Genomic DNA, 26144 nt, shown 5'->3' on the forward strand with positions numbered 1-26144 from the left:
TCCAATTACAGCCCGTGATCTTCGGGAGGCTCGGGAGGGCGCGGCAGCCAATAGACGTCTTCTTTTTTGACGATACCGCGTTTGAGGATATCGGCAGCAAGGGCGGCGGTGTCAGGCGGATTTTGGTAGAACGCCGCGTCTTCTTTACTCATTGCGGAATAGATGCCTTTCCAGTGGGTTTTGGCTGGTGGCAGAGGGAGGACTTCATCTAGACGCGGGAAGGTGTAGAAGATATTGCCGCTGGTAGTGTCCGTGCCTTGAAGTGCTACATATAGTTCATGATAGGCTGCTATTCGAACGGGGTCGGCAGGGAGAGCGGAAAATTCCTGCATAAAACCTTTTGACTCCCCAAAAATGTCTGTCAATATTAAGGCTGATATTCCCCCTTTTTCGCCTCCATACCGTACGGCATTGTGCATCAGTGACAGTGCCTCATCTAATTTGCCGTCCATTGCCTTCAACATTCCCAATTCATACATTGCCGCTGAAAATTTCTGCTTAGCGGCACAATCAAGCAATACTTGAGCGGTTTTTAAATCTTTGAGCTCTATATCGTAAATCCGTGCCAATTCATACTGCGCCAACGGGACGCCTAATTCTACTGCCTTTTGCAGGTAGGCAAGACCGAGTTTCGGGTCGTAATAACCTGCATGGCCGTCATACAAGGAGTCAAACAGCCAGTAGTATGCTATTGCCCAATCCTTCTCCAGACCATAATGCAACCATTTGCGGGCGCGGTCGGGACGTTGGTCAAACAAATCCCCCATCGCACCTTGGGTGCCGGTGTAGAGCAGGTAGAGATTGTTGATGGCACGGTAATGTCCGCGACTTGCCGCCGCTTCGTACAGAATCACCATGTCCTGCAACTCTTGCGCGGTTCTGCGCCAACTTTGGGCATGGAGTAAGGTTGCCGCCCGATACCATTGTTCGGCTTCGGCATCAGTGTCGGACGGCGGTGTCCAAGTGGCGCAGGTGTATTGGGTGCGGTTGGGGTCGAATGCTTTGGGTGCGGGATGGGTGCGGGTGTAATCGCGGTCGGGCATGTTAGGAGACGCCGAACCGCAGGAAGCCAGCAGGGGGATAAGCAGGGCGATGAAAGTGAGTTTGTTCATGGTATGTGTTGATTGTGTTTGTGTTGAGGTCGTCTGAAATTGGAAATCTGGTTTCAGACGACTTTTTTATGGGTTTCAACCTATCCTTTTAAACGGCGGCAGGCTGGCTAATAATTGTTGGCCGTACCGCTGCGTTTTGACGCGGTTGTCGAGGATGGTCACGCGGCCGTAGTCTTGTTCGGTGCGGATGAGGCGGCCGACGGCTTGGATGAGTTTGATGCCGGCTTCGGGGACGGTGATTTCGATGAAGGGGTTGCCGCCGCGCTGCTCTATCCAGCGGTTTTGGGTTTTTTCGATGGGGTTGTCGGGCATGGCGAAGGGGAGTTTGGCGATGATGACTTGCACGCAGGCGGTGCCAGGCAGGTCGAGTCCTTCGGCGAAGCTGTCGAGTCCGAAGATGATGCTGGCTTTGCCTTCTTCTATGGCTTGGTGGTGTTTTTGCAGGAGGACGGCTTTGGGCAATTCGCCTTGTACGAGCAAGAGCGGCAGGTAGTCTTCGGGCAGGCGCAGGGCGACATCCTGCATTTGTTTGCGCGAGGAAAACAGGACGAGCGTGCCGATGGCTTCGGTGGGCGAAATGAGCTTGGGCAGCCATTCGACGATGGCGGCGGTGTGCGCGGCGGGGTCTTTGGGACTGGCATGCACGGGCGGGATGTAGAGTTCGCCTTGTGCGTCGAAATCAAACGGGCTTTCTAGGGCGAGGGTGGTGGTTTCGGGCAGCCATTGCAGTCCGGTTTGGCGCAGGATCAGGTTGAAGCTGCCCAAGGATTGCAGGGTGGCGGAGGTCAACACTGCGCCTGCCGCGCGCCGCCACAGGCTGTTGGCGAGATGGGACGCGCTGCTGATGGGGCTGGCGTTGAAAATGTAGTCGTTTTTGTCGTCGGCGCGGCGGGTTATCCATTTTGCCAGCGGTTCTTCGCCCTCGAGTGGGACAGTGGAAAGTAAATCCCATGTGGCGGTGATTTGTTCGATGTGGGCGCGGAATACGCCAAATTCGGTACTCAGGCGGTCGATTTGCGCGCTGTTTTGGTCTTTGTCGCGGCGGGCGGCGGACAGGGCGTCGTTGAGGCTGTTGATGTGTTTATAAAGACTGCGGGCGGCGATGGCGGTGTTGGAAACGGTGGTTTCGAGGCCTTCGGGGATTTTGCCGTCTTCCCACAGCCAAGTCGGTTCGCTGTTGGTCCGTCTGTCATTTTCAGACGACCCCAAGCTCAAAGACGGCTCTTCGGCGAGGTGGAACTGCCATTCGTGCAGGCTTTCGAGCAGCGCGGCGGCGGCTTCGTCGGCAAGATTCGCCAACTCGCCTTTGTCGGTGAGTGCGGCAATTTTGCCGGTAACCGGCGGCAGTTTTTCCAACGCCCACACCGCTTGGTTCCACGAATGCTCAGCGGCAAACTGGCTGAGTGCTTTTTTGGGCAGGTGGTGCGCTTCGTCGATACAATAGAAACTGTTTTCAGGGTCGGGCAAAATGACACCGCCGCCCATGCTGATGTCGACCATCAGCAAATCGTGGTTGGTTACGACGACATCGACGGTCTCCAGCGTGTCGCGGGCAAGATAAAACGGGCATTCCGGACGGTTGGGGCAGGCGGTTTTGAGGCAGCCGTAGTTGTCGTTGTTCACCTTCATCCAGATGGTGTCGTCGATTTTTTCCGGCCAAGTGTCGCGGTCGCCGTTGAACCGACGGGCGGAAAATTCGTCGGCGATGTCGCGCAGCAGCTTCAATTCTTCGGGCTTGGGTTTGCTGTCCCACAACACGGCGGGGGCTTCGAAGCCGAGCAGGTTTTGCTGGGCGTTGCTTTGCGTGAGTTGGTAGAGTTTGTAGGGGCAGAGATAGCGGCCGCGCCCTTTGGCAAGCGCGAAGGTCAGCTCCAAACCGCTTTTTTCAACCAGAAACGGCAGATCGCGGTCCACCAGCTGCTCCTGCAAAGCAACCGTCGCGCTGCTCACAATCAGCCGCTTGCCGCGCGTCTGCGCCATAATGCCGCCCGAGAGCAGGTAGGCAAGCGATTTGCCCACGCCGGTCGGCCCTTCGATCACGGCAATGCTCTCGCCCTCGCGCTTGGGCGGCTCGCCGCCTTCTTCGCGCGTCAAAGTCCGCGAAAAAGCGTTGGCAACCGCCGCAATCATTTCCCGCTGCGAAGCGCGCGGACGGAAACCGGGCAGGTTTTTGCCGATATTTTGGTAATGGTCGCGGATGGCGTTTTTTTCTAAATCGGTGAGCATTGAGGTCGTCTGAAAAGGTGGATTTGCTTATGAATTGGTTATTTTAGCATTTTTCGCGGACGGGTTCGGGAGAGATGGGAAAGGTCGTCTGAAAAGCATATTTTGGCGTTTTCAGACGACCTTTTCTTAAGGCAATCCACATCGGGATTGGAGGTTTGAACCTTTGTCGTTTCTGTTGCCGTCATTCCCGCACAGGCGGGAATCCATCGTAAAACTTGAGAAATCTTGATTTAGAAATCTTGATTTGGAAAACAGTTTCTGAATTTCAAAAATGGATTCCCGCCGTAGCCTGCCCTCGCGTAGGCGGGGGCGGGAATGACGGAATTTGATGAGATATCGTATTTAAAGTTAAGTATGTTTGCTAGGGAGATGGGCTGCGGCGGTTTGGGGCGGGTGGGGTCAATTTCTTGGTGCATCGTTGAAATAAAAATAAGGGCGCATGACTGCGCCCCTTCGGTTTTCAGACGACCCCTTAAGCTTGGCGGGATTAAGCCGTTTTGTTCCGCAACGGCAGTTTGATATGCGGCTTGGCGGGTTTGGGCGCTTCTTTCAAGCCCAGTTCGATTTGCTGCTCTTCGCTCAACAAATTGCTCCAGTCGCCTTTTTTATACCACTCGCGCCCGTCCAATTCGATGGGGTGCTGAATGCGCTCGCAGCCGTTGCCGCATTGCAAATCGTCTTCTTTACAATATTTGTCGCAACCCCAGCAGATGCGCTCCGGCGCTTTGGGGAAGATGGGGAATTTTTTTGCCATGGTGTGAAATCCTTGTTTTTATTTTCATGAAATTATAAATGATTCAATTGCGACAGCTTGGTTTTTGTACGTCTTTTTACGCTGGATGGTTAAGAAATGTATAAGGTCGTCTGAAATAGCCAGCCGATTCATGCTATATTTATACGAACAGCATATCAACCTATTCGATAAAACTAATCCGCCATATGGTACTCAAACGGCGGAAAGCCTGATATTTGAAACTATTTTTAAAGCAATCAATCAGTTGGATTTACTGTTAATTTCTTTAAAATTCAGTATGATATATTACGCTCTGATATAATGTGCGGGCAAGGCGTACGGAAGCCGGCGTCTTGTCTTTTTTCAACTTTAGATACTAAGGAACTTATATGTGCGGTATCGTCGGCGCCATCCGCGCCAATCACAATGTAGTCGATTTTCTGACCGACGGTCTCAAACGCCTTGAATATCGGGGCTACGACTCGTCGGGTATCGCCGTGAACATGGACGGCAAAATCAAGCGTGTGCGCCGTGTCGGCCGCGTGCAGCTGATGGAGGACGCCGCGCGCGAAAAAGGCGTGTTCGGCCATATCGGCATCGGCCATACCCGCTGGGCGACCCACGGCGGCGTAACCGAACCCAACGCCCACCCCCACATCTCCGGCGGCATGATTGCCGTCGTCCACAACGGCATCATCGAAAACTTCGAAGCCGAACGCGAACGCCTCCAATCCTTAGGCTACACCTTCGAATCGCAAACCGACACCGAAGTCATCGCCCACAGCGTCAATCACGAATACACCCAAAACGGCGGCAAACTGTTTGAAGCCGTCCGCGCTGCCACCGCCCGTTTCCACGGCGCATACGCCATCGCCGTGATGGCGCAGGACAAACCCGAAGAAATGGTGGTCGCACGCATGGGCTGCCCACTCTTGGTGGCATTGGGCGACCAAGAAACCTTCATTGCCTCCGACGTATCCGCCGTCATCGCCTTCACCCGCCGCATCGCCTATTTGGAAGACGGCGACATCGCCCTTCTAAGCGCAAACGGCATCGACAAACTCATTGACAAAACCGGTGCTGAAACCCAACGCACCGTCAAAGTATCCGAGTTGTCGCTCGCTTCGCTGGAATTGGGTCCATACAGCCACTTCATGCAAAAGGAAATCCACGAACAACCGCGCGCCATCGCCGATACCGCCGAAGTCTTCCTTGACGGCGGCTTCGAACCCGAAAACTTCGGTGCAAAGGCACGCGAAGTGTTCGACGACATCCACAGCATCAAAATCCTTGCCTGCGGCACGTCCTACTACGCCGCGCTGACCGCCAAATACTGGCTCGAATCCATTGCCAAAATGCCGACCGATGTCGAAATCGCCAGCGAATACCGCTACCGCGACGTGATTGCCGATCCGAAACAACTGATCATCACCATCTCCCAATCCGGCGAAACCTTGGACACGATGGAAGCCCTGAAATACGCGAAATCCTTAGGGCACAAACACAGCCTGTCCATCTGCAACGTCATGGAATCCGCCCTACCGCGCGAAAGCGAATTGGTACTGTACACCCGCGCCGGTGCAGAAATCGGCGTCGCTTCTACCAAAGCGTTCACCACGCAACTGGTTGTATTGTTCGGCTTGGCGGTAACGCTGGGCAAACAGCGCGGTTTGGTTTCCGCCGAAAAAGCGCGCGAATACGTCGAAGAACTGCGCCAACTGCCCGGCAGCATCCAACACGTTCTCAACCTTGAGCCGCAAATCGCCGCATGGGCGCAAAAATTCGCCAAGAAAAACAGCGCACTGTTTTTAGGCCGCGGCATCCACTTCCCGATTGCCCTCGAAGGCGCGCTGAAGCTGAAAGAAATCACCTACATCCACGCCGAAGCCTATCCCGCAGGCGAATTGAAACACGGCCCGCTGGCATTGGTGGACGAAAACATGCCCGTCGTCGTCATCGCGCCGAACGACGGCTTGTTGGACAAAGTCAAAGCCAATATGCAGGAAGTCGGCGCACGCGGCGGCGAACTCTTCGTCTTTGCCGATTTGGACAGCAATTTCAACGCCACCGACGGCGTGCACGTCATCCGCGCCCCGCGCCACGTCGGCGTACTCTCGCCGATCGTGCACACCATCCCCGTGCAGCTCTTGTCCTACCACGCCGCCCTCGCACGCGGTACGGACGTGGACAAACCGCGCAATCTGGCGAAATCGGTTACGGTTGAATAAAGCCCGATTTGAACGGTAAAAGGTCGTCTGAAAACTGGGAAACCAAAGTTTTCAGACGACCTTTTTTAAATCGACGCGCGCTTTGGATAAACCGAACCCGTAGCGTGGGCTTTGCCCGCGAAGTCTGTTATCCGTCAGTCTGAATCGGACAGTTGTCCTCGCATCTGTTTCGCGGGTAAAACCCGCGCTACGGCTTGTTTTGACGGTGTTTTATTCATTTCCTGATCCGATTAAGAAGGCAGGTTTGAGATTGAAAAGAGGTCGTCTGAAAACTTTGGTTTCCCAAGTTTTCAGACGACCTTGATTAATCAAAACACGTCTGAGATAAGCCAAACCTCGTAGCGTGGGCTTTGCCCACGAAGTTTGTTATCCGTCAGTCTGAATCGGGCAGTTGACCTTGCATCTGTTTCGCGGGTAGAACCCGCGCTACGGCTTGTTTTGACGGTGTTTTATTCATTTCCTGATCCGATTAAGAAGGCAGGTTTGAGATTGAAAGAGGTCGTCTGAAAACTTAGGTTTCCCAGTTTTCAGACGACCTTTTTATAGTGGATTAACTTTAAACCAGTACGGCGTTACCTCGCCTTGCCGTACTATCTGTACTGCCTGCGGCTTCGTCGCCTTGTCCTGATTTAAATTTAATCCACTATATTAATCTAAATACGCTTTAGATAAACCAAACCCCGTAGCGTGGGCTTTGCCCGCTGAATATAGTCAATTCAAATCAGCAATGTCCACGCCGCCATTCCCGCGCAGGCGGGAATCCATTTTTGAATTTCGGCAAATGTTTTTCAAGCACCTGTTTCTTCAAATTTCCGATGGATTCCCGCCGTAGCCTGTCCTCGCGTAGGCGGGGGCGGGAATGACAGCTGGTGGCGAGTTCCGTATCAAAAACTAAGCCCGTAGCGTGGGTTTTACCCACGAATGAATAGAAATGATTGGATTCTGATGTCTGGGTTGAAAGTCGTGGGCAAAGCCCACGCTACTCTTAATATGACGAAAGGTCGTCTGAAAAACCTGAATCTTGGTTTTCAGACGACCTTTTGTTTCGATTCAATCTCAAATCATCAAGGCTGCATCAAATCCGTTTCGCCAATTCTTCTGCCTTGCCGATGTAGAGCGCGGGGGTCAGGGCGAGCAGTTGGGATTTGGCTTCGGCGGGGATTTCCAGCGATTCGATGAAGACTTTCAGCACTTCGGGCGTGATGCCGCCTTTGCCGCGCGTCAGGTCTTTCAGTTTTTCGTAAGGATTGGCAACACCGTGGCGGCGCATCACGGTTTGAATCGGTTCGGCGAGCAGCTCCCAAGTGGCATCCAAATCGGCGGCCAGCGCGGCGGGGTTGGGTTCGAGCTTGTTCAGGCCGCGCAGGTGGGCGGCGAAACCCAACACGGCATAGCCTACGCCTACGCCCATATTGCGCAGGACGGTGCTGTCGGTCAGGTCGCGCTGCCAGCGGGAGATGGGCAGTTTTTCAGATAAAAAGCCCAATACGGCGTTTGCCATGCCGAGGTTGCCTTCGGAGTTTTCAAAGTCGATGGGGTTGACTTTGTGCGGCATGGTGGAAGAGCCGACTTCGCCCGCTTTGACTTTTTGTTTGAAGTAACCCAATGAAATATAACCCCAAACGTCGCGGTTGAAGTCGATCAGGATGGTGTTGATGCGGCTGAGGGTTTGGAAGAATTCAGCCATGTAGTCGTGCGGCTCGATTTGGATGGTGTAGGGGTTGAAGGTCAGGCCGAGGCTGATTTCGACAAAGTTGCGGCAGTGGGTTTCCCAATCTACGTCGGGATAGGCGACCATGTGGGCATTGTAGTTGCCGACCGCGCCGTTGATTTTGCCGAGGAATTCTTGCGCCTGAAGGTTTTTGAACTGGCGTTGCAGGCGGTACACGATGTTGGCGGTTTCTTTGCCCAAGGTGGTCGGCGTGGCGGGCTGGCCGTGGGTACGGCTCATCATGGGGACGGCGGCAAGATCGTGCGCCATGCCGGTGAGTTTTTCGATGATTTCGGCAAGTTTCGGCAGGATGACGGTTTCGCGTGCTTCTTGCAGCATCAGGGCGTGGGACAGGTTGTTGATGTCTTCGCTGGTGCAGGCGAAGTGGATAAACTCGCTGGCGGCGGCGACTTCGGGTACGCCGGCGAAGCGTTCTTTGAGCCAGTATTCGATGGCTTTGACATCATGATTGGTGGTCGCTTCAATGGCTTTGACGGCGGCTGCGTCTTCCAATGAAAAGTTTTCGATGACTTTGTCGATTTCGGCAAGCGTGAAATCGCTGAAGGCGGGAATTTCGGTGATTTTCGGTTCGGCGGCGAGGGCTTTTAGCCAGCTCAATTCGACTTTGACGCGCGCCCTCATTAGGCCGTATTCGGAGAAAATCGGACGCAATGCTTCAACGGATTTGGCGTAGCGGCCGTCTAGGGGGGAAAGTGCAGCGATAGGGTTGATCATGTAGGAGTCCTGTCGGTAGGTCGGTCAAACGGTTAAATCAAACAGTCAAATTGTTTGCAATTATACATGATTTGACTCGGCAACTTGGGGTCGTCTGAAACTACAACCTGCCCTTCAAAGCGTTTTTGACAAACGCCGCCGACTCGCGCAATACCGTGAAACCATAGCCGCCGTAAGGTTCGGAACAAAACGGCGCGGCATACACCTGAATATCGTGTCCCTGCCATTGCCTGTCCGCCATCATCTGCGCCCGCGCCAAATGAAAACCGGCGCTGACAATGACGACACGCGGGCTGTTTTCAATAAAATCGCGGCTGAACACAATGTTCTCAAACGTATTTTCCGCCCGCCGCTCTTGGATAATGTCTTCTTTCGACACCCCCATCTTCTCCGCAATCGCCTGCATATTGCCCGAAGCAGACTGAAAATCGCGGCTGAGTCCGCCCGACATCACCAGCTTCTTCACCTTGCCGGCACGATACAGCTCGACAGCCGCTTCAACGCGCGCCACCAAACAAGGATTCAGACGACCCCCTTCATAAGAACGGGTCGAAAGCACAACCGCAGCATCCGCCGGACGCACCGTATCCGCATCCAAGCGCGACACCTGAAAATCGCGCCACATAATCCACAGCGGCAAAAGCGCGGCGGTAAAGAATAAAACCAATATAAAAACAAGGGCTTTTTTGAACATCCGAATCCTAAAAAGATGAAAGTAATTGGAACGCGGCTGTATGAGCAGGTTCCGATTATTCCTCAATTTTACGAAATTCATACAGCCGTTGAGCTATATTTTTTAGTAACCGATTGTTCCATCCGTCCAAGTACGAATTTTATTGTTGGCAGATATTTTTATGGCTTTTCGTGATTGGATATTATTTAAATTGGGAATGACATTAATGCATAGCCTAGGAATATGATAATCAGTATTGACATGGCGTATAAGGAAAATATATTATCAAAAACAGATTTTTGTAAAAGTTGCATAAAGTCGGCAATATAATATCAACGCCATCATCATCTTGAATGATATGTAGGCTATCTCCAATTTTGAAGACTTTTTCTCTTCGTTCAACTATTAGAGAGTAAACATGAAAAAAGCTTTATCAGTTATTTCCGTAGGTTTTTTATCTCTGTCTCTGCTTGCTGCCTGTAATGGTGGAGAAAGTGAAACCCAAAAAGAACTTGCTGCATTGAAAGAACAACTGGCGCAGCAACAAAAGCAACAAGCTGAACGCGAAAATCAAGAACAAGAACACCGGAAACAAATTGAGCAACAGCAAAGAGAAGACGAACTCTATCAAAAAGCCTACCAAGATGCCCAAGAAGACTTACAGATGAAACAAATGCTGGAAGAAGAGAAAAAACAGGAAGAAGCAAAGAAAAAACAGGCTGCTGAGGAACGTAAACGCGAAGAAGCTAAAAAGAAACAAGCTTTAGAAGAGGAACCTAAGCAAAAAGAAGAGGCCAGAATAAAACAAGAAGAACCCAGAATTAGACAAGAAGAATCCCCAAAAGCTACGGCAAAACCGGCTGCTTCACAACAAGCGTCCAAAGTTACCGAAAAACTCGTTCGTTACCCTGCTTTTGTAATTTCGGAATCTGGTAGTGGTTCGTTAAATCTCAGAGGAGGACCGTCTATTTCAGCAGTTTCTGTTACCCAATTGAAAGACGGACAGCAACTTCAAGTGGTGGCCGAAACCAACGCCTGTACCAATGCCAACGGTGGCTGCTGGGTTAAAGTTCAAGTCGGCGGATTGACGGGTTATGTATCTAATGCCTACCTGCAAAAAGGTCATGTACGAGATGGTGCTTATGCATATTAATATCGGATAGATTTGATTGGCAGAGTTTCTGCATCAACAAATAATCGAAATGATGGAAAGTGAAAAATCTTTTGAACCGTCCTGATGATTTCAGGATTGATACCATTCAATAATCTATCCAATTCCGACTGTAAAATAGAAAAAAGGTCGTCTGAAATTTCAGACGACCTTTTTAACGTTTTACAAAACAACCGAATCTTTAACCTTTGCGGCGGCTGCCTAAATCGGCGGCGGCGGTAAAGAGTACGTCGGTGGAGGAGTTGAGGGCGGTTTCGGCGGAGTCTTGGATAACGCCGATAATCATACCGACGCCGACGACGCGCATGGCGAAGTCGTTGTCGATGCCCAAGAGGCTGCAGGCGACGGGGATCAGCAGCAGCGAGCCGCCGGCAACGCCGGATGCGCCGCATGCGCCGACGGTGGCGACGAGGCTCAGGAGCAGGGCGGTGGGGTAGTCGACAACGATGCCTTTGGTGTGGGCGGCTGCCATGGCTAAGACGGTGATGGTAATCGCTGCACCTGCCATGTTGATGGTTGCGCCCAGCGGGATGGAGACGGAGTAGGTGTCTTCATGCAAGCCGAGTTTTTTCGCCAATGCCATGTTGACGGGGATGTTGGCGGCGGAGGAGCGGGTGAAGAAGGCGTAGAGTCCGCTTTCGCGCAGGCAGGTGAAGACCAGTCCGTAGGGGTTTTTGCGGGTTTGCGACCAGACGATGAGCGGGTTCACGACGAGGGCGATAAATGCCATGCTGCCGAGCAGGACTGCCAGCAGGCGTCCGTAGCTGAGGAAGGCGGCAAAGCCGGTTTCGGCGACGGTTTGGGAGACCAGTCCGAAAATACCCAATGGGGCGAAGCGGATAACCCATTGCACGACGGTGGTAACGGCTTCGGAGAGGTCGGAGACGACTTGGCGGGTGGTGTCGGAGCCGTGGTGGCGCAATGCGGAGCCTAAAACCAACGCCCATGCGAGAATGCCGATGTAGTTGGCTTGCGCGATGGCGTTAATCGGGTTGGACACGAGCTTCATCAAAAGCTCTTTGAGGACTTGGATGATGCCGGAGGGCGGGGCGAGGGTGGAGGTAGCTACGTCTTTAAACACCAGCGCGGTCGGGAATGCCATACTGGCGGCAACGGCGACGGCGGCGGCGGCAAATGTGCCGACGAGATACAGAATAATGATGGGTTTGATTTTGGCTTCGCCGCCTTTGCGGTATTGCACCAGCGCGGCGGTTACTAAGACAAACACCAATACGGGGGCGACGGCTTTCAATGCGCCGACGAACAATTCGCCGAGCAGCCCTGCGCCCAAACCTGCTTTCGGGGAAATGGAGCCGACCAAGACGCCCAACATCAAACCGATGATGATTTGCGGGACAAGTCCGATACGGTTGACTGCGTTCAGCAGTGGATTACCACTTGCCATGATACGTCCTCTTACTTTATGTGTTAAGAAACGTTGCATTTTAAAAGAAAATATCAATTATTGCGCAGGTTTACATATTAAATTGATTATCGTGGCGAAAAATGCTTGATTTTTTAGAGAATTGAGCAGTTTGTGCTGTATTTTTCGGATTGGAGGGAGTTAATGTGTTTTGCTTCTGTCGCACAGAGACAGGTGCATCCGCCTTTTCAGACGACCCCTCCGTCTCGGGCGGGTTTTAAACCCGATTGAAAATAATGGTAGAATTTAGAACCCTTCTGCCGTTGAAACATTTTTTTGCCATGACCAGACTGACTTCGCCCATCCTGATTGCCTCACTCGCCCTTGCCTACGGACACGCAGCCGCAGCAGACCTGCCGCGTGCCGAAGACTACGAACCGATTCCCGGCTTCAAGCAGGGCGGGCAATCCGAGCAGGCTGCCAAAGCAGGCAAACTGACGCCCAAGTTTCCCGTCAAAATCGAAACCAAAAACAGCGAAGTCAAATCCATGCTCGAAGAATACCTGCCGCTGATTACCCAGCAGCAGGACGAAGAGTTGGACAAAGAGCAGGTCGGCTTCCTCGCCGAAGAAACGCCCGACAACGTCAAAACCATGCTCAAAACCAAAGGCTATTTCAACGGTAGCGTCAATGTCCAAGACAACGGTTCGAGCTACACCGTCGCCGTCAATCCCGGCCCGCGCACCAAAATCGACAACGTCAGCGTCGCCATCCTCGGCGACATCCTGTCAGACAACAACCTTGCCGAGTATTACCAAAAAGCCATGGCAAACTGGCAGCAGCCCGTCGGTGAAAACTTCGATCAAGAAGGCTGGAGCAGCAGCAAAACCTCCGTCCTCAGCGCAGTAACCCGCAAAAAATACCCGCTTGCCAAACTTAGCAACAGCCAAGCCACCGTCAATCCCAACAACAACACCGCCGATCTGAACGTTACCGTCGAAAGCAACCGCCCCATTTATTTCGGCGACTTTGAAATCACCGGCACCCGCCGCTATCCCGAAAACGTCGTAGCTGGCCTGGCACGCTTCAAACCCGGCGCACCCTACGATCTCGACCTCTTGCTTGACTTCCAACAAGCGCTCGAACAAAACGGACATTACTCCGGCGCATCCGTTCAAGCCGACTTCGACCGGCTCCAAGGCGACCGCGTGCCCGTCAAAGTCAACGTCACCGAAGTCAAACGCCACAAACTCGAAACCGGCGTCCGCTACGATTCCGAATACGGCCTCGGCGGACGTATCGGTTACGACTACTACAACCTCTTCAACAAAGGCTACATCGGCTCCGTCGTTTGGGACATGGACAAATACGAAACCACCCTCGCCGCCGGTATCAGCCAGCCGCGCAACAGCGAAGGCAAATACTGGACAACCAATACGTCCTACAACCGCTCGACCACCCAAAACCTTGAAAAACGCGCCCTGACCAGCGGTATTTGGCGCGTGCGCGACCGCAACGGCATCGAATCGCGCCTCGGTATCGAATTCATCACCGAAGACCGCAAAGTGCCCGATACCAATTACGACCTCGGCCGCAGCCACGCCACCATGCTGACCGCCTCGTGGAAACGCCAAAACATCGAAACCGAGTTGCGTCCCGAAAACGGCTACTACCTCGACGGCAAAATCGGCGCAACACTGGGCAACTTCCTGTCCTCCACCGCCATGGCGCGCGCCACCGCCCGCGCAGGCTATTTCTACACGCCCGAAAACAAAAAACTCGGCACCTTCATCGTCCGCGGGCAGGCAGGCTACGTTTATGCCCGCGAAGGCGAAGACGTACCTTCCAGCCTCATGTTCCGCACCGGCGGCGCCTCTTCCGTACGCGGTTACGAACTCGACAGCATCGGTCTGGCAGGTCCGAACAATTCCGTCCTCCCCGATAGGGCATTACTGGTCGGCAGCCTCGAATACCAATTCCCGATTACCAAAAGCGTATCCGGCGCCGTCTTCCACGATGTCGGCGACGCCGCAGGCAACTTCAAACGCATGAGCATGAAACACGGCACCGGCCTCGGCGTGCGCTGGTTCAGCCCCGTCGCCCCGTTCTCCTTCGACGTCGCCTACGGACACCAAGACAAAAAACTCCGTTGGCACATCAGCTTGGGTACAAGGTTTTAAGGTCGTCTGAAAATAAAAAACAGGGGTGCGTGATGGCATCCCTGCTTTTTTATGTGGTATGTGGAAACCGAACACGTCGGATTTTCAAAAGCCAACGGATTCGCAGCCGACAAAAAACGGTCAGACCAAATGTTTTGCCAAAAAATTCAGGGCAAACTCGACGGCCTGTGTTCTGACTGCTTCGCGGTCGCCGCTGAAGACTTGCATCTGTTCCAATGATTCGGTCGGCGTGGACAAACCGAACCAAACCGTGCCGACAGGTTTCACCGCACTGCCGCCGCCCGGGCCTGCGATGCCGGAAATACTGAGGGCGTAGTCGGCTTGGGCGACGGCTTTCGCACCGCGCGCCATTTCGTACACGGTTTCGCGGCTGACCGCGCCGTGTTGCAGCAGCGTGTCGGGCATGACGCCGAGGCGCTCTTCTTTGGCTTGGTTGCTGTAAGTGACGAAACTTTGATGAAACCATTGCGAGCTGCCCGCAATGCTGGTGAACGCGCCCGCCAACAGGCCGCCGGTGCAGGATTCGGCGCAGGTGACGGTTTGGCGGTGTCGGGTCAGGTGTTCGGCGATGGTTTGCAGGGCGGTCATGGGATGTCCTTTTGATGGGCGGGTTTCCCCGAAATATGGGGTTGGGTGGAGACCCTATTATATAGTGGATTGCAGAGAGTGGGCGAAAGGTCGTCTGAAACCGAAGTTGGTTTTCAGACGACCTTTTTCTGTTTGACGGGCAATTATGCGCCGAACACTTTCAAACGGTTTTCCACCGGTTCGAAGGTTTTTTCACCGGCAGGCGCTTCGATGCCGCCGATAACCATTTGCGCGCGCAGAAGCCAGCTTTCGGGCAGGTTCCATTCTTTGGCGATGGCGGCGTCGGGCAGCGGGTTGTAGTGTTGCAGGTTCGCGCCCACGCCGGCGGCGGCAAGCGTTGTCCAGACGGCGTATTGCGTCATTGCGTTCGCATGGTCCGCCCAAACGGGGAAGTTGGCGGCATAAGAAGGGAACTGCTCTTGCAGGCCTTTGACGACGTTTTGGTCTTCGAAGAACAAAATGGTCGCCGCGCCTGCTTTGAACAGGTTTAATTTTTGCGCGGTCGGCTCGAATTGTTCGGCAGGCACGATGGCGCGCAAAGCGTCTTCAACGAATTGCCACACTTTGCCGTGTTCTTCGCCGAAGAGGACGACGACGCGGGTGGATTGCGAGTTGAAGGAAGAAGGCGTGTGCAAAACGGCGTGTTTGACGATTTCGCTGATTTCTTCGTTGCTGACAGGCAGGTTTTTATTCAGCGCGTAAATGGAACGGCGGGTTTCGGCCGCTTGTTGCAAGGTTTGATAAGTCATTTTGTTTTTCCTTTGATTGATGTTTAATCGGTTGGCGGGTTTGGCAATGGATGCGCAAAACCCGCTTTGCTTGTTTTCAGACGACCTTTGGGCCTATCAGGATTTGTTTTTGCCGAACAGGTTGTCCAATGCCAATGAGCCGCCGCCGGCTGCTGCCAGATAGAGGAACACGAAGCAGAACAATACTGCCGATTCGCCGCCGTTGGCAAGCGGGAACAGCGCCGAACCTTGGGAGGCGTGTGCCATGAAATAGGCAGCCGCCATCTGACCGGACAGTATGAAGGCGGCGGGACGGGTAAACAGTCCGAGAATCAACAGGATGCCGCCGACGATTTCCAAAATGCCCGCCACCAACATCAAGCCTTCGGGCGAGCCGCTGCCCATGGCGGTCGGGAAGCCGAAGAATTTCGACGTGCCGTGTAAGAGGAAGAGGTAGGCGGTTACGATACGCAAAACGGACAATAAAATAGGTTGGATACGGGCGCAGGTTGCAGACATGGGGTTCTCCTTATCAAAATGCGGGGTTTAAATGAAAACTAATCTTATCTGTGCAGTATAGATAATTACTGCCGGTAGATATATACTTCTTTTATTGATACAACGTTTCCCTAAAAGAAAACATGGATACCCTGTTCAGCCTTAAAGTTTTCCGCCAAGTCGTCCAAAGCGGCAGCTTCACCCGCGCCGCCGAGCAGCTTGATATTTCCACCGCGATGGCGAGCAAACACGTCAGCCATCTGGAAAATACGATTAAGGCCAAGCTGCTGCACCGCAACAGCCGCAACCTCCACCTGACCGAAGCGGGCGAAGAATACTACCGCCAATGCAGCTACGCGCTCGACACGCTCGACACCGCCGCGCAAAAGGCGGCAGGCGGGGCGGATACGCCGCAGGGCATGTTGCGCGTAACCATGCCGCTTTGGTTTGCGGGCAATTTAATCGGCACTTGGCTGGCGGAATACCGCGAACGCTATCCCGAAGTCACGCTCGATTTGGTGCTCGACAACCGCCACGTCGATTTGATTGCCGAAGGCTTCGACCTTGCCTTGCGCGTGGCAAAAACCTTGTCGCCCTCGCTTATCGTCAAGCCGCTGGCGCAAATCCAATTCGTCCTGCTTGCCTCGCCCGAGTATCTGGCGAAACACGGCAAACCGCAAACGCCCGAAGAGGTCATGCGCCATCCCGCCATCCTGCCGACCTACACCGACCAGCGCAATTTGGAAATCACCCATCGGGAAACGGGCGAAAAAAGTATTCTGACGCTCAATCCGGTGATTCAAAGCGACAATACGCTGATGATACGCGAATTGGTCAGGGCGGGCGCGGGCATCGCCTATCAGCCGCTGTGGTCTGCCAGACAGGATTTGAAGGAAGGCAGGTTGGTCAGCCTGCTGCCGGAATATCGGGTGCGGACCGAGCAATTAAACGCGGTTTATGTGGACAGGGCGTTTTTGAGCGCGAAGGTGCGCAGTTTTATCGATTTTCTGAACGAGAAGATTTCGGCGGAAGGGGAATGAGGATTGGGGATGAAGATTGGCAAAAGGTCGTCTGAAAACGGGAAACGGTTTCAGACGACCTTTTGTTTGTGCGGCGGTTTATTTGACCTGCTGCATGTATTTTTTCAGACGACCCTTGCTCTGCATGGCACGGTTTTCCAGTTCGTCCACGACGGCTTGCGCTTTGGCTTTGTTCACCGGTTTGCCGACCTGAATCACGCCGCTCATGTTCATCATGCGGTGCGGCGGGCAGGTATAGACGTATACGCCTTCTTTGTCGAGTTTGAGGGTGAAGTCTTTGCCGTCTTCGGAGAGAAAGTCGGCAACACCCTCAGGCAGGGCTTTGCTTTGCACCCAGTGGCCTTTGTTGGTTGCTTTGAAGGTTACGGTGTCGCCGACTTTGGCGTTGACGTAGCCGGGTTCGAACACCATGCTGCCGTCTTTGCCGTTGTCGAGCATTTTGACTTCGTGGTTGGCGGCGTATGCGCCGAGGGAAGCGGTCAGCATGAGGAGGAAGAGGGATTTTTTCATGGAGGGAGTCCTTTCTAAGGATAAAAAATATGGGGCGGGCTGATGGGTCAAAGAAGTAAGCCTTGGGCTTACCGCCCTCTCCCTAACCCTCTCCCGCGGGCGAGGGGATAAGTTGCAGGGAGATCGCAGGCCGGATGCTCAAATCCGACATTTCAGGGGCGGTTAAGTTACGCACTCTGCCGCATCGGGCGGATAACGGGCAGGCCTTTGCTGTCGTACAAAAGTTCGATATCCACTTTGTACAGCCTGCCTATCATGTCCGCCTGCAACACGTTCTGCGGCGCGCCTTGCGCCTGTACTTTGCCTTCTCCAAGCAGAATCACGCCGTCTGAAAACTGCGCGGCGAGGCTCAAATCGTGCAAGACCATCAGCGTAACCAGATTGTGTTCGTGCGTGTATTGCACCACGCGCTCCAAGAGGTTCAACTGGTGGTGCATATCCAGCGCGCTGACCGGTTCGTCCAGCATCAGGATTTCGGGGCGGCGCAGCATGACTTGGGCAAACATGACGAGCTGCCGCTGTCCGCCGGAAAGCCGCATGACGTCGCGGTGCGCCAGATGGCCGATGCCTAGCTCCGCCATGATACTTGCGGCTTCGTGCAGCAGTTCGTCGCCGACGTGCATGTGCAGCGCGTCCATGCGGCCGAGCAACACGACTTCCAGTGCGGTCAGCGAGGCTTCGGCGGCGGTGTCCTGCGGCATATAGCCTATGCGTTTGCGCCAGCTTTGCAGGTGGATTTTGCTCAACGCTTCGTCGCCGTAGCGGATGGTGCCTTTGTGCGCCACTTCGCCGAAAATCGTTTTCATCAGCGAGGATTTGCCCGTACCGTTCGGGCCGAGCACGGAATAGACTTTGCCTTGTTCCAGCGTCAAATCGATACTGTCGGCGACCACATAATCGCCGCGTCGGATATGTACGTTTTCCAGTCGGAGCATTTTGGACGACCTTTAAGCAAAGAGGGCGGCAAACCAGTTTTTAATACGTTGCCATAGTGACGGTTCGGCGACGGTTTCGGCTGATGCCGCAACAGTGTCGGCAGCCGCTTGTTTGTTGCAGTCTTCCAAACCGTCGCAACCCAAACGGATAAAGAAAGTACCCTTCGGCTCGACCGGCAGGTATTTACGGTGGAATTCACGGTAGGTCTCTTCCGGATTCACATCGGCAAAGGCTTCGGGATACAACGCTTTGGCGATAAATTGGGCGGATGCCAAATCGGAAAGCGAACGCGAAGCAGTATGGTAAATGCCGAACACACGGCCGTTTCGGACAGCGGGAATTTCCGCCCAACCGGCACGCCGGATGAAACCCTGTAAGCGTTTTTGCGCTTCGGCGGCTTCGATGCCGATGCCCATCGCCATTGCCGCCGGCTGCTTCAGTCCGGCTTCGGTGCCGGAAATAATCACAACGTCGGGCTTGGCGGCAAGAAACTGCTCGGGATTAATCGCCCCCCAGTCTTTGATGAAGGCTGCGGCAATATTGTCGCCGCCCACTGTATCGGCAATCGCACCCCACATATTTTTGCCGAAAGTAAAGCTATGTTCGGCAGGACCCTTGTCTCCGAACTCGATATAGATTTTCGGCTTGGGCTTGCCCGCTTCGGCCACGCGTTTTTGAATGTCGGCTATGCCTTGGGCGTATTCGCCGGCAATCTGCCCTGCACGCTCCGGCGTACCGGCGATTTCGCCGAAAAGTTTGGCACTGGCGGTATGGCGTTCGACCGTTTGCGCATTGAAATCGACCACAACCACCGGAATGCCGGCTTTTTCGAAACGCGGCATTTCTTCTTTCAACACGTCATACTGCCAATCCGCCAACACCACCACATCGGGTTTCATTGCCAAGGTTTTCTCAAACGAAAATGTACCGGCGTTCACATTGCCGATGTCGCCGATGTTTTGCAGCGAAGGGATTTTGGCGCGGTAGAGCGACCAACTGCCGGAGTTGAATTTCTCCCAAAATTCGCGCGAAATACCGACCACATTGTCAAATTTATCGACACCGGATACGGCAATATAATCAGGATAATAAAAGCCCAGCACCACACGTTTGGCAGGCACATCGACCCGCACTTCGCGCCCGCGTACGTCGGTAAGCGTTTTCACTTCGGCACAAACACCCTGCACGGCAAGACTGAACAAGGCAGCGGTTAAAATACGGCAAATAGGTTTCATTGGTTCTCTCTGTAAAATAAAAAAACAGTTTCAGACGACCCCGTCGCAACAAAAGACCGTCCGAAAAAACTTACCGCTTGGACAATACAATCCAAAAGAAAAACGGTACGCCGACAAACGCGGTAACAATCCCCACCGGAAACAGCGCACCCGGGATAATCACCTTGGACAACACGCTGGCGACCGATAAAAACGCCGCCCCTGTCAGCATCGCGCCGGGCAGGAAAAAGCGTTGGTCCTCACCGAGCAGAATCCGCGCCACATGCGGCGCGACCAGTCCGATAAAGCCGATTACGCCGACGAAACTGATTGCCGTCGCCGTCATCACCGCCACCAGCACCAGCGTTTTCAGGCGCAAAAGTTGCAGATTGATGCCCAGCCCGACGGCGCGTTCTTCGCCCAAGCGCAGCGCAGTCAACTTCCACACATCGCGTGAAAGCAGCAGCACGCATACCGCCGTAACCGCCGCCGTAACGATGACCGTTTCCCAAGTTGCTTTGTTCAAACTGCCAAACAGCCAAAACAAAATCTGCTGTGAAATCTCAGGCGCGGCGATAAATTGAATCAGCGACAAAATCGACTGAAACAGAAACAACAGCGCAATCCCGACCAACACCAGCATCGCCGAATTGAAGCGGCGTGCCGAGGCAAACAGAAACAAGATGCCCGAAGCCAGCATGGTCATCACAAACGCGCCGATGGGAACGGCGACCGTTTCAGGCAGCCCGAAACCGCCGAACGCAATCACCACCGACGCGCCCAAACCCGCCGCCGCCGCCAAACCCAGCGTATAAGGGCTGGCCATCGGATTATTCAACAACGTCTGAATCTCCGCTCCGCCGACACCCAAAGCCGCACCGACCACCAGCGCCATCACCGCAATCGGCAGGCGCAGATCCATCACAATCAGGCGGTTCATTTCATCGACTTCGGGTTTGCCCAGCAAAACATTGACCACTTCGCCGACAGGCAGCGTGTCCGTCATCGCCGGACCGGTGGCGATGTCGAATAAGAAGCTGACCGATGCGATGATTAAAAACATCAAAACAATCAACCAACGCTTGCCTTCCAACTTGCGCTGGTTTTTCACAATCTCGGCGACAACCGAATCATTCATTTTTTAAGCCTTTGAAATTAAGGAACAAGGTCGGACATCCATGCCCGACAATCTCTTTTGTCTGTATCCGTTTTGAAGGGTGGTTTTTTTGAAAATCGGGATAACGGCGTTCCAAAACGGCTTTGCCCTCTCCCTAGCCCTCTCCCACGGGGAGAGGGAATCGGATGACTGAAATTCAACTATTGTTGTGATTCTCTGCCATTTGTTCCCTCTCCCCGTGGGAGAGGGCTAGGGAGAGGGCAAAAACAGTCAAACCCACCTGAAGCCCCCCCCACTCGGCACGACGGAAAGTCGTAGCGTGGGCTTTGCCCACAAAAACGGGGAACCCCATACCGTTCGCCATCATTTCTGCAAACGTCATCCGTGGGCAAAGCCCGCGCTACGGTTCTGTACAAAATCCACGCTGCTTTCAGACGATCTTTCACATAAATTAGGTCGTCTGAAACCCGCAAACCAGCCTTACTGCCCTTTCGGATACAGGTAGAACGTACCATTGAAGTGGTAGCGTGGGCTTCGCCCACAAAAAACAGGAAACCCCATACCATTCGCCATCATTTCTACAAATGCTACTCCCCATGAAAGAGGGAGCAAATTGTAGGGAATCAAAACAATAGTCGGACTTCAGTTATCTGATTCCCTCTCCCCGCGGGAGAGGGCTAGGGAGAGGGCCAAAACAGTCAAACCCACCTGACACTCCCCGTTCGGCACGACGGAAAGTGGTAGCGTGGGCTTTGCCCGCGAAAACATGGAAACCCTCATACCGTTCACCATCATTTCTGCACGCTACCCGTGGGCAAAGCCCACGCTACGGTTCTGTACAAAATCCACGCTACTTTCAGACGACCTTCCGCATAAAAAGGTCGTCTGAAACCCATAAGTCCGCCTTATTGCCCTTTCGGATACAGGTAGAACGTACCATTCGGTACAACAGGCAGGTTTTGGCGGTAGAAGTCGATATAAGTCTTCTCAGGATTGAAGTCTTTGAACAACTGCGGATAAATCGCTTTGGCCATAAATTGAATCGATGCGCCATCGGAAAGCGTGCGCGAGTTGGCGTGGTAGGCGGCGTAGAGGCGGTTGTTTTTAATCGCAGGCAAGTTCGCCCAGCCGGCGCGTTTGGCAAAACCGGCCAAGCGTTTTTCCGCTTCGGCTTTCGGAATGCCCCAGCCCATCACCATGGCGGTCGGGCTTTTCTTCAATTCGGTTTCGCGGCCGGTAATCACGATGACGTCGGGTTTGGCGGCGAGGACTTTTTCAGGATTGATCGGGCCGTAGAATTCGACTGAAGAAGCAGCGATATTGTTGCCACCGACCAGCGTCGCCATCGAACCCCACATGCTCTTGCCGAAGGTGACGCTGTGTTCCGCCGGGCCTTTATTACCGAACTCGACATACACTTTAGGCTTGGGCAGGTTGGCTTTTTTCACACGCGCTTGGATGGTATCGGCGATGCGTTTGTAGTCCGCCGCCAATTTGTCCGCCTTTTGCTGCTGGCCGGTCAGCGTGCCGATAAGTTTGGTCGATTGGACGTGTTTGGCGACCGTTTGCGCGTTGTAGTCCAACACCACAATCGGAATACCCGCTTTGTTGATGCGGGCAAGGTCTGAACCCAGAGCTTTGTACTGCCAATCCGCCAAAATCAGCAAATCAGGCTTCAATGCCAATACTTTTTCAACGGAGAACGTGCCGACTTCCACCTCGCCCACGTCGGCAAGCTGGTTCAGCTTAGGCACGGCTTTGCTGAACGCCGCCCAGCTCGGCGGCGCCCAGTCGGCCCAAACCGCTTTGGAGAAGCCGACCACATTATTCAGCGCGTCCTTGCCGCCGATGGCCATGTAGTCTTGATAATAAAAGCCCAAAACCACGCGTTTGGCGGGCAGGTCGACGGTTACTTTGCGGCCGTTGACATCGGTAATCTGAACCGGTTTGGCATGGACGGCGGCAGTGCCGAATGCCAATGCGGCGGCGAGGGCAAGGGAGGAGAAGCGCGACAGTTTCATTAGAGTAAAATCCTTTTAATAAATAATGTTATATCTAATTTAGATATGAATAAGAATCTTTTTTATTTTTAATGCGAGCCTAATGGATTTAAAATAAACGGAAAAGTTCCGTTATTCAGAGAAGTTTTTATTACAAGCGTGATGGTGTTTATTGTTCAGACAACGCCTGCCGTTTGCCCGATAAAAGGTCGTCTGAAATATCAAGCAAAGACATAACCCCTTGTAAATATTCTGTCATTTCATTTTTCGAAAGTCCGCCATGCTGACCATTACCACCTGCCTCACCTACCCCGAGCCGCCGTCCAACCTGCTGCCTCTGGCGGACGCACTGACGCACGACAACATCCCCACCTCCTTCGCGCCCTGGCAAAACCGACCGAAATCCGCCTTCATCCTGCCCTTGTGCGCATGGGATTATGCGGCGGAGCCTGAAGCGTTTGGGCAGTGGCTGACCGAAGCGGAAGCGTGCGGGCAAAGGTTTATCAACCCCGTCGGGCTGATGCGTTGGAACATGGACAAACGTTATTTGTGCGATTTGGCAGAATGGGGGGCGGACGTAATTCCGAGCGTGCAGACGTCGTCTGAAAAAGAAAAATTGGAAGACATTTTAAAAAATCGGGGCTGGCGGGAAGCGGTCGTCAAACCCGTTATCGGGCAGAGCGGGCGCGGCGTGGCGAAAATCAGGGCGGGAGAAGTGTCGTTGAAGGCGGAGGATTATCCGCAAGGCGTCATCGTCCAGCCTTATATCCGCGAAATCGAAACGGCGGGCGAAACCTCGCTGGTGTTTTTGGAAGGGCGTTTCAGCCATGCCGTACTGCGTATGCCACCCCAAGGCGAATGGCGCGCCAATTCCGCCTACGGAGTCGCCGTCAGCCCCGCCGCGCCACCGGAAAAAGCAATCGAAACCGCACGGCAGATATTGGACATGCTGCCTGAAATACCGGCATACGCCCGCATAGACGGGACGCTGATCGGCGACAGGTTGCTGCTCAATGAATTGGAACTCGTCGAACCCGCCCTTTACCTGCATACCGCGGAAAACGCGGTTGCCGATATGGTGCAGGCGGTAAAGCGCGTTATCGCGGGTTGATGATAAAGAATTAATGCAAAAAAGGTCGTCTGAAAACAAAGGTAGCGGGTTTAAACCGTGCTATGCTTGTTTTCAGACGACCTTTTTAGTAAAACTGACTGCGTTCGGCAGTCAACCTTTGATCGGTATTACAATTTGGGCTCCCCCATCCAGACTGCGGCGAGTGCGACGATGGATACCAAACTGATGATCATGATTAAATTTAAAAACAAAATTGACATATAGCCTCCGAAATGTTTGCTGTTGTGTTTATTATTGATACTGCCGTTCGGTATCATGGCGTACCGTAAGGCAGTGGCGGCTTTACGCGGATACCCTTTTATAGTGGATTAACTTTAAACCGGTACGGCGTTGCCTCGCCTTGTCCTGATTTAAAGTTAATCCACTATATTGAACCGCTTTGCCGGGCGGGTAGAATAACATTGCCAGAATAGTTACTTTGTGTATTTACCTAATTTATCAGTAAGAAAAAGGCAATAATTATCAACAATCAATAAAAAGCACTATCACTTTCGGATGTTTTTTATCAAACATGGCTCATTAACAGGAAAACTTTTCCAAATCTCTATTTTTATTTGATTTATGCACAATTTTCATATCCGTTTCCGCCGCGTGGCGCTCATAGCCGGTGTGGTATTTTTGCCTTTGGCGGTGTTGATTGCCGTCCGTTTGCACACGCACGGCGGTTTTGAATTTGAAAAACCTTTGATGATGTGGGTCCACCATAACATCGGCGAAGGCTTTTTCCCTATTGCCACTGTTTTGCATTATTTGGGCAAAACCGCCATCGCTGTGCCTTTAATCGGCATCGCGGCGTGGTGGCTGTATCGGGCCGGCAACCGTCGCGGCGCGTTGTTTTGCGTGAGCGCCGCCTTGATACCGACGCTGAATATGCTGTTGATTAAAGATTGGTTCGAGCGGCCGCGGCCGCTGTTTTGGCCGCGCATGATTGAAGAGACTAATTTTTCGTTTCCCAGCGGACACAGCACCTTTTCCGCCGCCATCGCCGTCATGATGATTATGTTGTGCAGTGAGACGCCCTATCGGCGTGTCGCGTGGCTGATCGGCATTGCCTTTGCCCTGAGTACCGGTTTTTCGCGCGTTTATTTGGGCGTGCATTACCCGACCGACGTTTGGGCGGGCTGGACAAACGGCACGCTGACCGCGTTGTTGGTTTATTATTTCGTGTTCAGGGGTCGCTATCTTTCAGACGACCCGGCTGTTTCCCAAATATCCTCCGATGAATAACTTATCGCCCAATACGCCGTTTTGGCTGCGCAACGGCCACGCCGACACTATTTTCGCCAAATTCCTGCAACGCCCCTCCCCCGCTTACCGGCGCGAGTTGCTGCCCGACAGCACCGGCAAAGCACAGGTTGCCTACGATTTTGTCGACAGCCCGAATCCCGACGCGCCGCTGGTGGTTTTGTTTCACGGCTTGGAAGGCAGCAGCCGCAGCCATTACGCGGTCGAACTGATGCGCGCGGTACAAGACAAAGGCTGGAACGGCGTGGTCGCCCATTTCCGCAGTTGCGGCGGTATCCCCAATACCGCGCCCGTGTTCTACCACTTGGGCGATACGCCCGAAATCGCCTTTATGCTCGACACGCTTGCCGCTCGTTATTCCGTCATTTATGCGGCAGGCGTTTCGCTCGGCGGCAATGCTTTGGCAAAATATTTGGGCGAACAAGGCAGCAATGCGCTGCCCCGCGCCGCCGCTGCTGTTTCCGCGCCGGTCGATGCGACGCTGGCGGGTACGCGTTTCGACAAAGGCATGTCGCGCCTGTTATATACCCGTTATTTTTTGAACTCGTTACTGCCCAAAGCCCGCGACGTTGCCGATTTGCAGAATGCCCATCCCGACCGCGATGCGGCTGCCCTGTTGAAACAATGCAAAACGCTGGGCGATTTCGACGATACGTTTACCGCGCCGCTGCACGGCTTTGCCGACCGTTTCGACTATTACCGCCGCGCCTCGTGCAAACCTTGGCTCAAAACGGTAGCCGTTCCTTTGCTGCTGCTCAACGCCGTCAACGACCCCTTCCTGCCGCCCGAAGCCCTGCCGAACGCGGATGAAGTGTCTCCGTCCGTCACGCTTTTGCAGCCCGAACACGGCGGACACGTCGGCTTCGTCAGCCGCGACGGGGGTCGTCTGAACCTGCAATGGCTGCCGCAAACCGTATTGTCTTATTTCGCACAATTTGAATAGTGTTCCCGAACCTGTCGGCGTTGCGTTGAGACAAACGGTTGAAACAAACAAAAGGTCGTCT

21 protein-coding genes are annotated in these 26144 nt (G+C 53.6%); 7 read left to right on the forward strand and 14 right to left on the reverse strand.

Translation table 11 applies throughout. The features are described 5' to 3' along the window. Positions 1-5: 5 nt before the first annotated feature. The 3 genes from H3L95_RS10535 to H3L95_RS10545 all read right to left on the reverse strand — a co-directional run bounded on the left by H3L95_RS10535 (position 6) and on the right by H3L95_RS10545 (position 4092). Positions 6-1112, reverse strand: a complete 1107-nt coding sequence (locus H3L95_RS10535; RefSeq protein ID WP_003755687.1) for a tetratricopeptide repeat protein — start codon at positions 1110-1112, stop codon at positions 6-8. Positions 1113-1187: 75 nt separating this feature from the next. Continuing rightward, positions 1188-3338 carry an ATP-dependent DNA helicase DinG gene (dinG, locus tag H3L95_RS10540; RefSeq protein WP_003755689.1) on the reverse strand — a complete coding sequence of 717 codons (2151 nt, stop codon included), beginning with the start codon at positions 3336-3338 and terminating at the stop codon, positions 1188-1190. Between the two features lie 487 nt (positions 3339-3825). After that, complete coding sequence (locus H3L95_RS10545; RefSeq protein WP_003766405.1) at positions 3826-4092, reverse strand: DUF3079 domain-containing protein; 267 nt, start codon at positions 4090-4092, stop codon at positions 3826-3828. Positions 4093-4460: 368 nt separating this feature from the next. Here H3L95_RS10545 and glmS point away from each other — a divergent pair, with 368 nt between their 5' ends. Beyond that, the gene (gene glmS, locus H3L95_RS10550) at positions 4461-6299 is read left to right on the forward strand and encodes a glutamine--fructose-6-phosphate transaminase (isomerizing) (protein ID WP_003755698.1); all 1839 of its coding nucleotides are present in this window, start codon (positions 4461-4463) and stop codon (positions 6297-6299) included. Positions 6300-7374: 1075 nt separating this feature from the next. Here the strand turns inward: glmS and purB are convergent. Both purB and H3L95_RS10560 read right to left on the reverse strand, forming a co-directional pair. Continuing rightward, positions 7375-8745, reverse strand: a complete 1371-nt coding sequence (gene purB, locus H3L95_RS10555) for an adenylosuccinate lyase (protein ID WP_003755700.1) — start codon at positions 8743-8745, stop codon at positions 7375-7377. 100 nt (positions 8746-8845) lie between these two features. Beyond that, the gene (locus tag H3L95_RS10560) at positions 8846-9439 is read right to left on the reverse strand and encodes a YdcF family protein (protein ID WP_040667925.1); all 594 of its coding nucleotides are present in this window, start codon (positions 9437-9439) and stop codon (positions 8846-8848) included. Between the two features lie 397 nt (positions 9440-9836). Between H3L95_RS10560 and H3L95_RS10565 the strand changes: the two genes are divergently transcribed. Then, complete coding sequence (locus H3L95_RS10565) at positions 9837-10571, forward strand: SH3 domain-containing protein (RefSeq protein WP_003755704.1); 735 nt, start codon at positions 9837-9839, stop codon at positions 10569-10571. Between the two features lie 199 nt (positions 10572-10770). On the opposite strand, the gene sstT is transcribed toward H3L95_RS10565, so the two are convergent. After that, positions 10771-11994, reverse strand: a complete 1224-nt coding sequence (sstT, locus tag H3L95_RS10570; protein WP_003755708.1) for a serine/threonine transporter SstT — start codon at positions 11992-11994, stop codon at positions 10771-10773. A gap of 299 nt (positions 11995-12293) precedes the next feature. On the opposite strand from sstT, the gene H3L95_RS10575 reads away from it, so the two are divergent. Then, positions 12294-14132, forward strand: coding sequence for an autotransporter assembly complex protein TamA (locus tag H3L95_RS10575; RefSeq protein WP_040667959.1), 1839 nt, complete (start codon positions 12294-12296; stop codon positions 14130-14132). 120 nt (positions 14133-14252) lie between these two features. On the opposite strand, the gene H3L95_RS10580 is transcribed toward H3L95_RS10575, so the two are convergent. The 3 genes from H3L95_RS10580 to H3L95_RS10590 form a co-directional block, all read right to left on the reverse strand. Next, the gene (locus tag H3L95_RS10580) at positions 14253-14720 is read right to left on the reverse strand and encodes a CinA family protein (protein WP_003755713.1); all 468 of its coding nucleotides are present in this window, start codon (positions 14718-14720) and stop codon (positions 14253-14255) included. Between the two features lie 143 nt (positions 14721-14863). Continuing rightward, complete coding sequence (locus H3L95_RS10585; protein ID WP_003755715.1) at positions 14864-15469, reverse strand: nitroreductase family protein; 606 nt, start codon at positions 15467-15469, stop codon at positions 14864-14866. Between the two features lie 96 nt (positions 15470-15565). Further along, complete coding sequence (locus tag H3L95_RS10590) at positions 15566-15967, reverse strand: DoxX family protein (RefSeq protein WP_003755717.1); 402 nt, start codon at positions 15965-15967, stop codon at positions 15566-15568. A gap of 122 nt (positions 15968-16089) precedes the next feature. Here H3L95_RS10590 and H3L95_RS10595 point away from each other — a divergent pair, with 122 nt between their 5' ends. Beyond that, positions 16090-16986: a LysR family transcriptional regulator gene (locus H3L95_RS10595; RefSeq protein WP_003755720.1), complete on the forward strand. Its 897-nt coding sequence runs from the start codon at positions 16090-16092 to the stop codon at positions 16984-16986. Between the two features lie 78 nt (positions 16987-17064). On the opposite strand, the gene H3L95_RS10600 is transcribed toward H3L95_RS10595, so the two are convergent. From H3L95_RS10600 to H3L95_RS10620, 5 genes are all read right to left on the reverse strand, one after another. Beyond that, complete coding sequence (locus H3L95_RS10600; protein ID WP_070870814.1) at positions 17065-17496, reverse strand: plastocyanin/azurin family copper-binding protein; 432 nt, start codon at positions 17494-17496, stop codon at positions 17065-17067. 167 nt (positions 17497-17663) lie between these two features. Then, positions 17664-18431 carry an ABC transporter ATP-binding protein gene (locus H3L95_RS10605; protein WP_003755723.1) on the reverse strand — a complete coding sequence of 256 codons (768 nt, stop codon included), beginning with the start codon at positions 18429-18431 and terminating at the stop codon, positions 17664-17666. 12 nt (positions 18432-18443) lie between these two features. Beyond that, the gene (locus H3L95_RS10610; protein WP_003755726.1) at positions 18444-19667 is read right to left on the reverse strand and encodes an ABC transporter substrate-binding protein; all 1224 of its coding nucleotides are present in this window, start codon (positions 19665-19667) and stop codon (positions 18444-18446) included. A gap of 70 nt (positions 19668-19737) precedes the next feature. Further along, positions 19738-20784: a FecCD family ABC transporter permease gene (locus H3L95_RS10615; protein ID WP_003755728.1), complete on the reverse strand. Its 1047-nt coding sequence runs from the start codon at positions 20782-20784 to the stop codon at positions 19738-19740. Positions 20785-21668: 884 nt separating this feature from the next. Next, positions 21669-22784 carry an ABC transporter substrate-binding protein gene (locus H3L95_RS10620; protein WP_003755734.1) on the reverse strand — a complete coding sequence of 372 codons (1116 nt, stop codon included), beginning with the start codon at positions 22782-22784 and terminating at the stop codon, positions 21669-21671. Between the two features lie 259 nt (positions 22785-23043). On the opposite strand from H3L95_RS10620, the gene H3L95_RS10625 reads away from it, so the two are divergent. The 3 genes from H3L95_RS10625 (at position 23044) to H3L95_RS10635 (ending at position 26083) form a co-directional block, all read left to right on the forward strand. Next, the gene (locus H3L95_RS10625; RefSeq protein ID WP_003755736.1) at positions 23044-23874 is read left to right on the forward strand and encodes an ATP-grasp domain-containing protein; all 831 of its coding nucleotides are present in this window, start codon (positions 23044-23046) and stop codon (positions 23872-23874) included. A gap of 582 nt (positions 23875-24456) precedes the next feature. Continuing rightward, positions 24457-25122, forward strand: a complete 666-nt coding sequence (locus H3L95_RS10630) for a phosphatase PAP2 family protein (protein ID WP_003755742.1) — start codon at positions 24457-24459, stop codon at positions 25120-25122. Then, positions 25115-26083 carry a YheT family hydrolase gene (locus tag H3L95_RS10635; RefSeq protein ID WP_003755745.1) on the forward strand — a complete coding sequence of 323 codons (969 nt, stop codon included), beginning with the start codon at positions 25115-25117 and terminating at the stop codon, positions 26081-26083. Before H3L95_RS10630 ends, H3L95_RS10635 begins: the two co-directional genes overlap by 8 nt. Positions 26084-26144 lie beyond the last annotated feature (61 nt).

This window comes from Neisseria sicca (assembly GCF_014054945.1).
Taxonomy (GTDB): Bacteria; Pseudomonadota; Gammaproteobacteria; order Burkholderiales; family Neisseriaceae; genus Neisseria; species Neisseria sicca.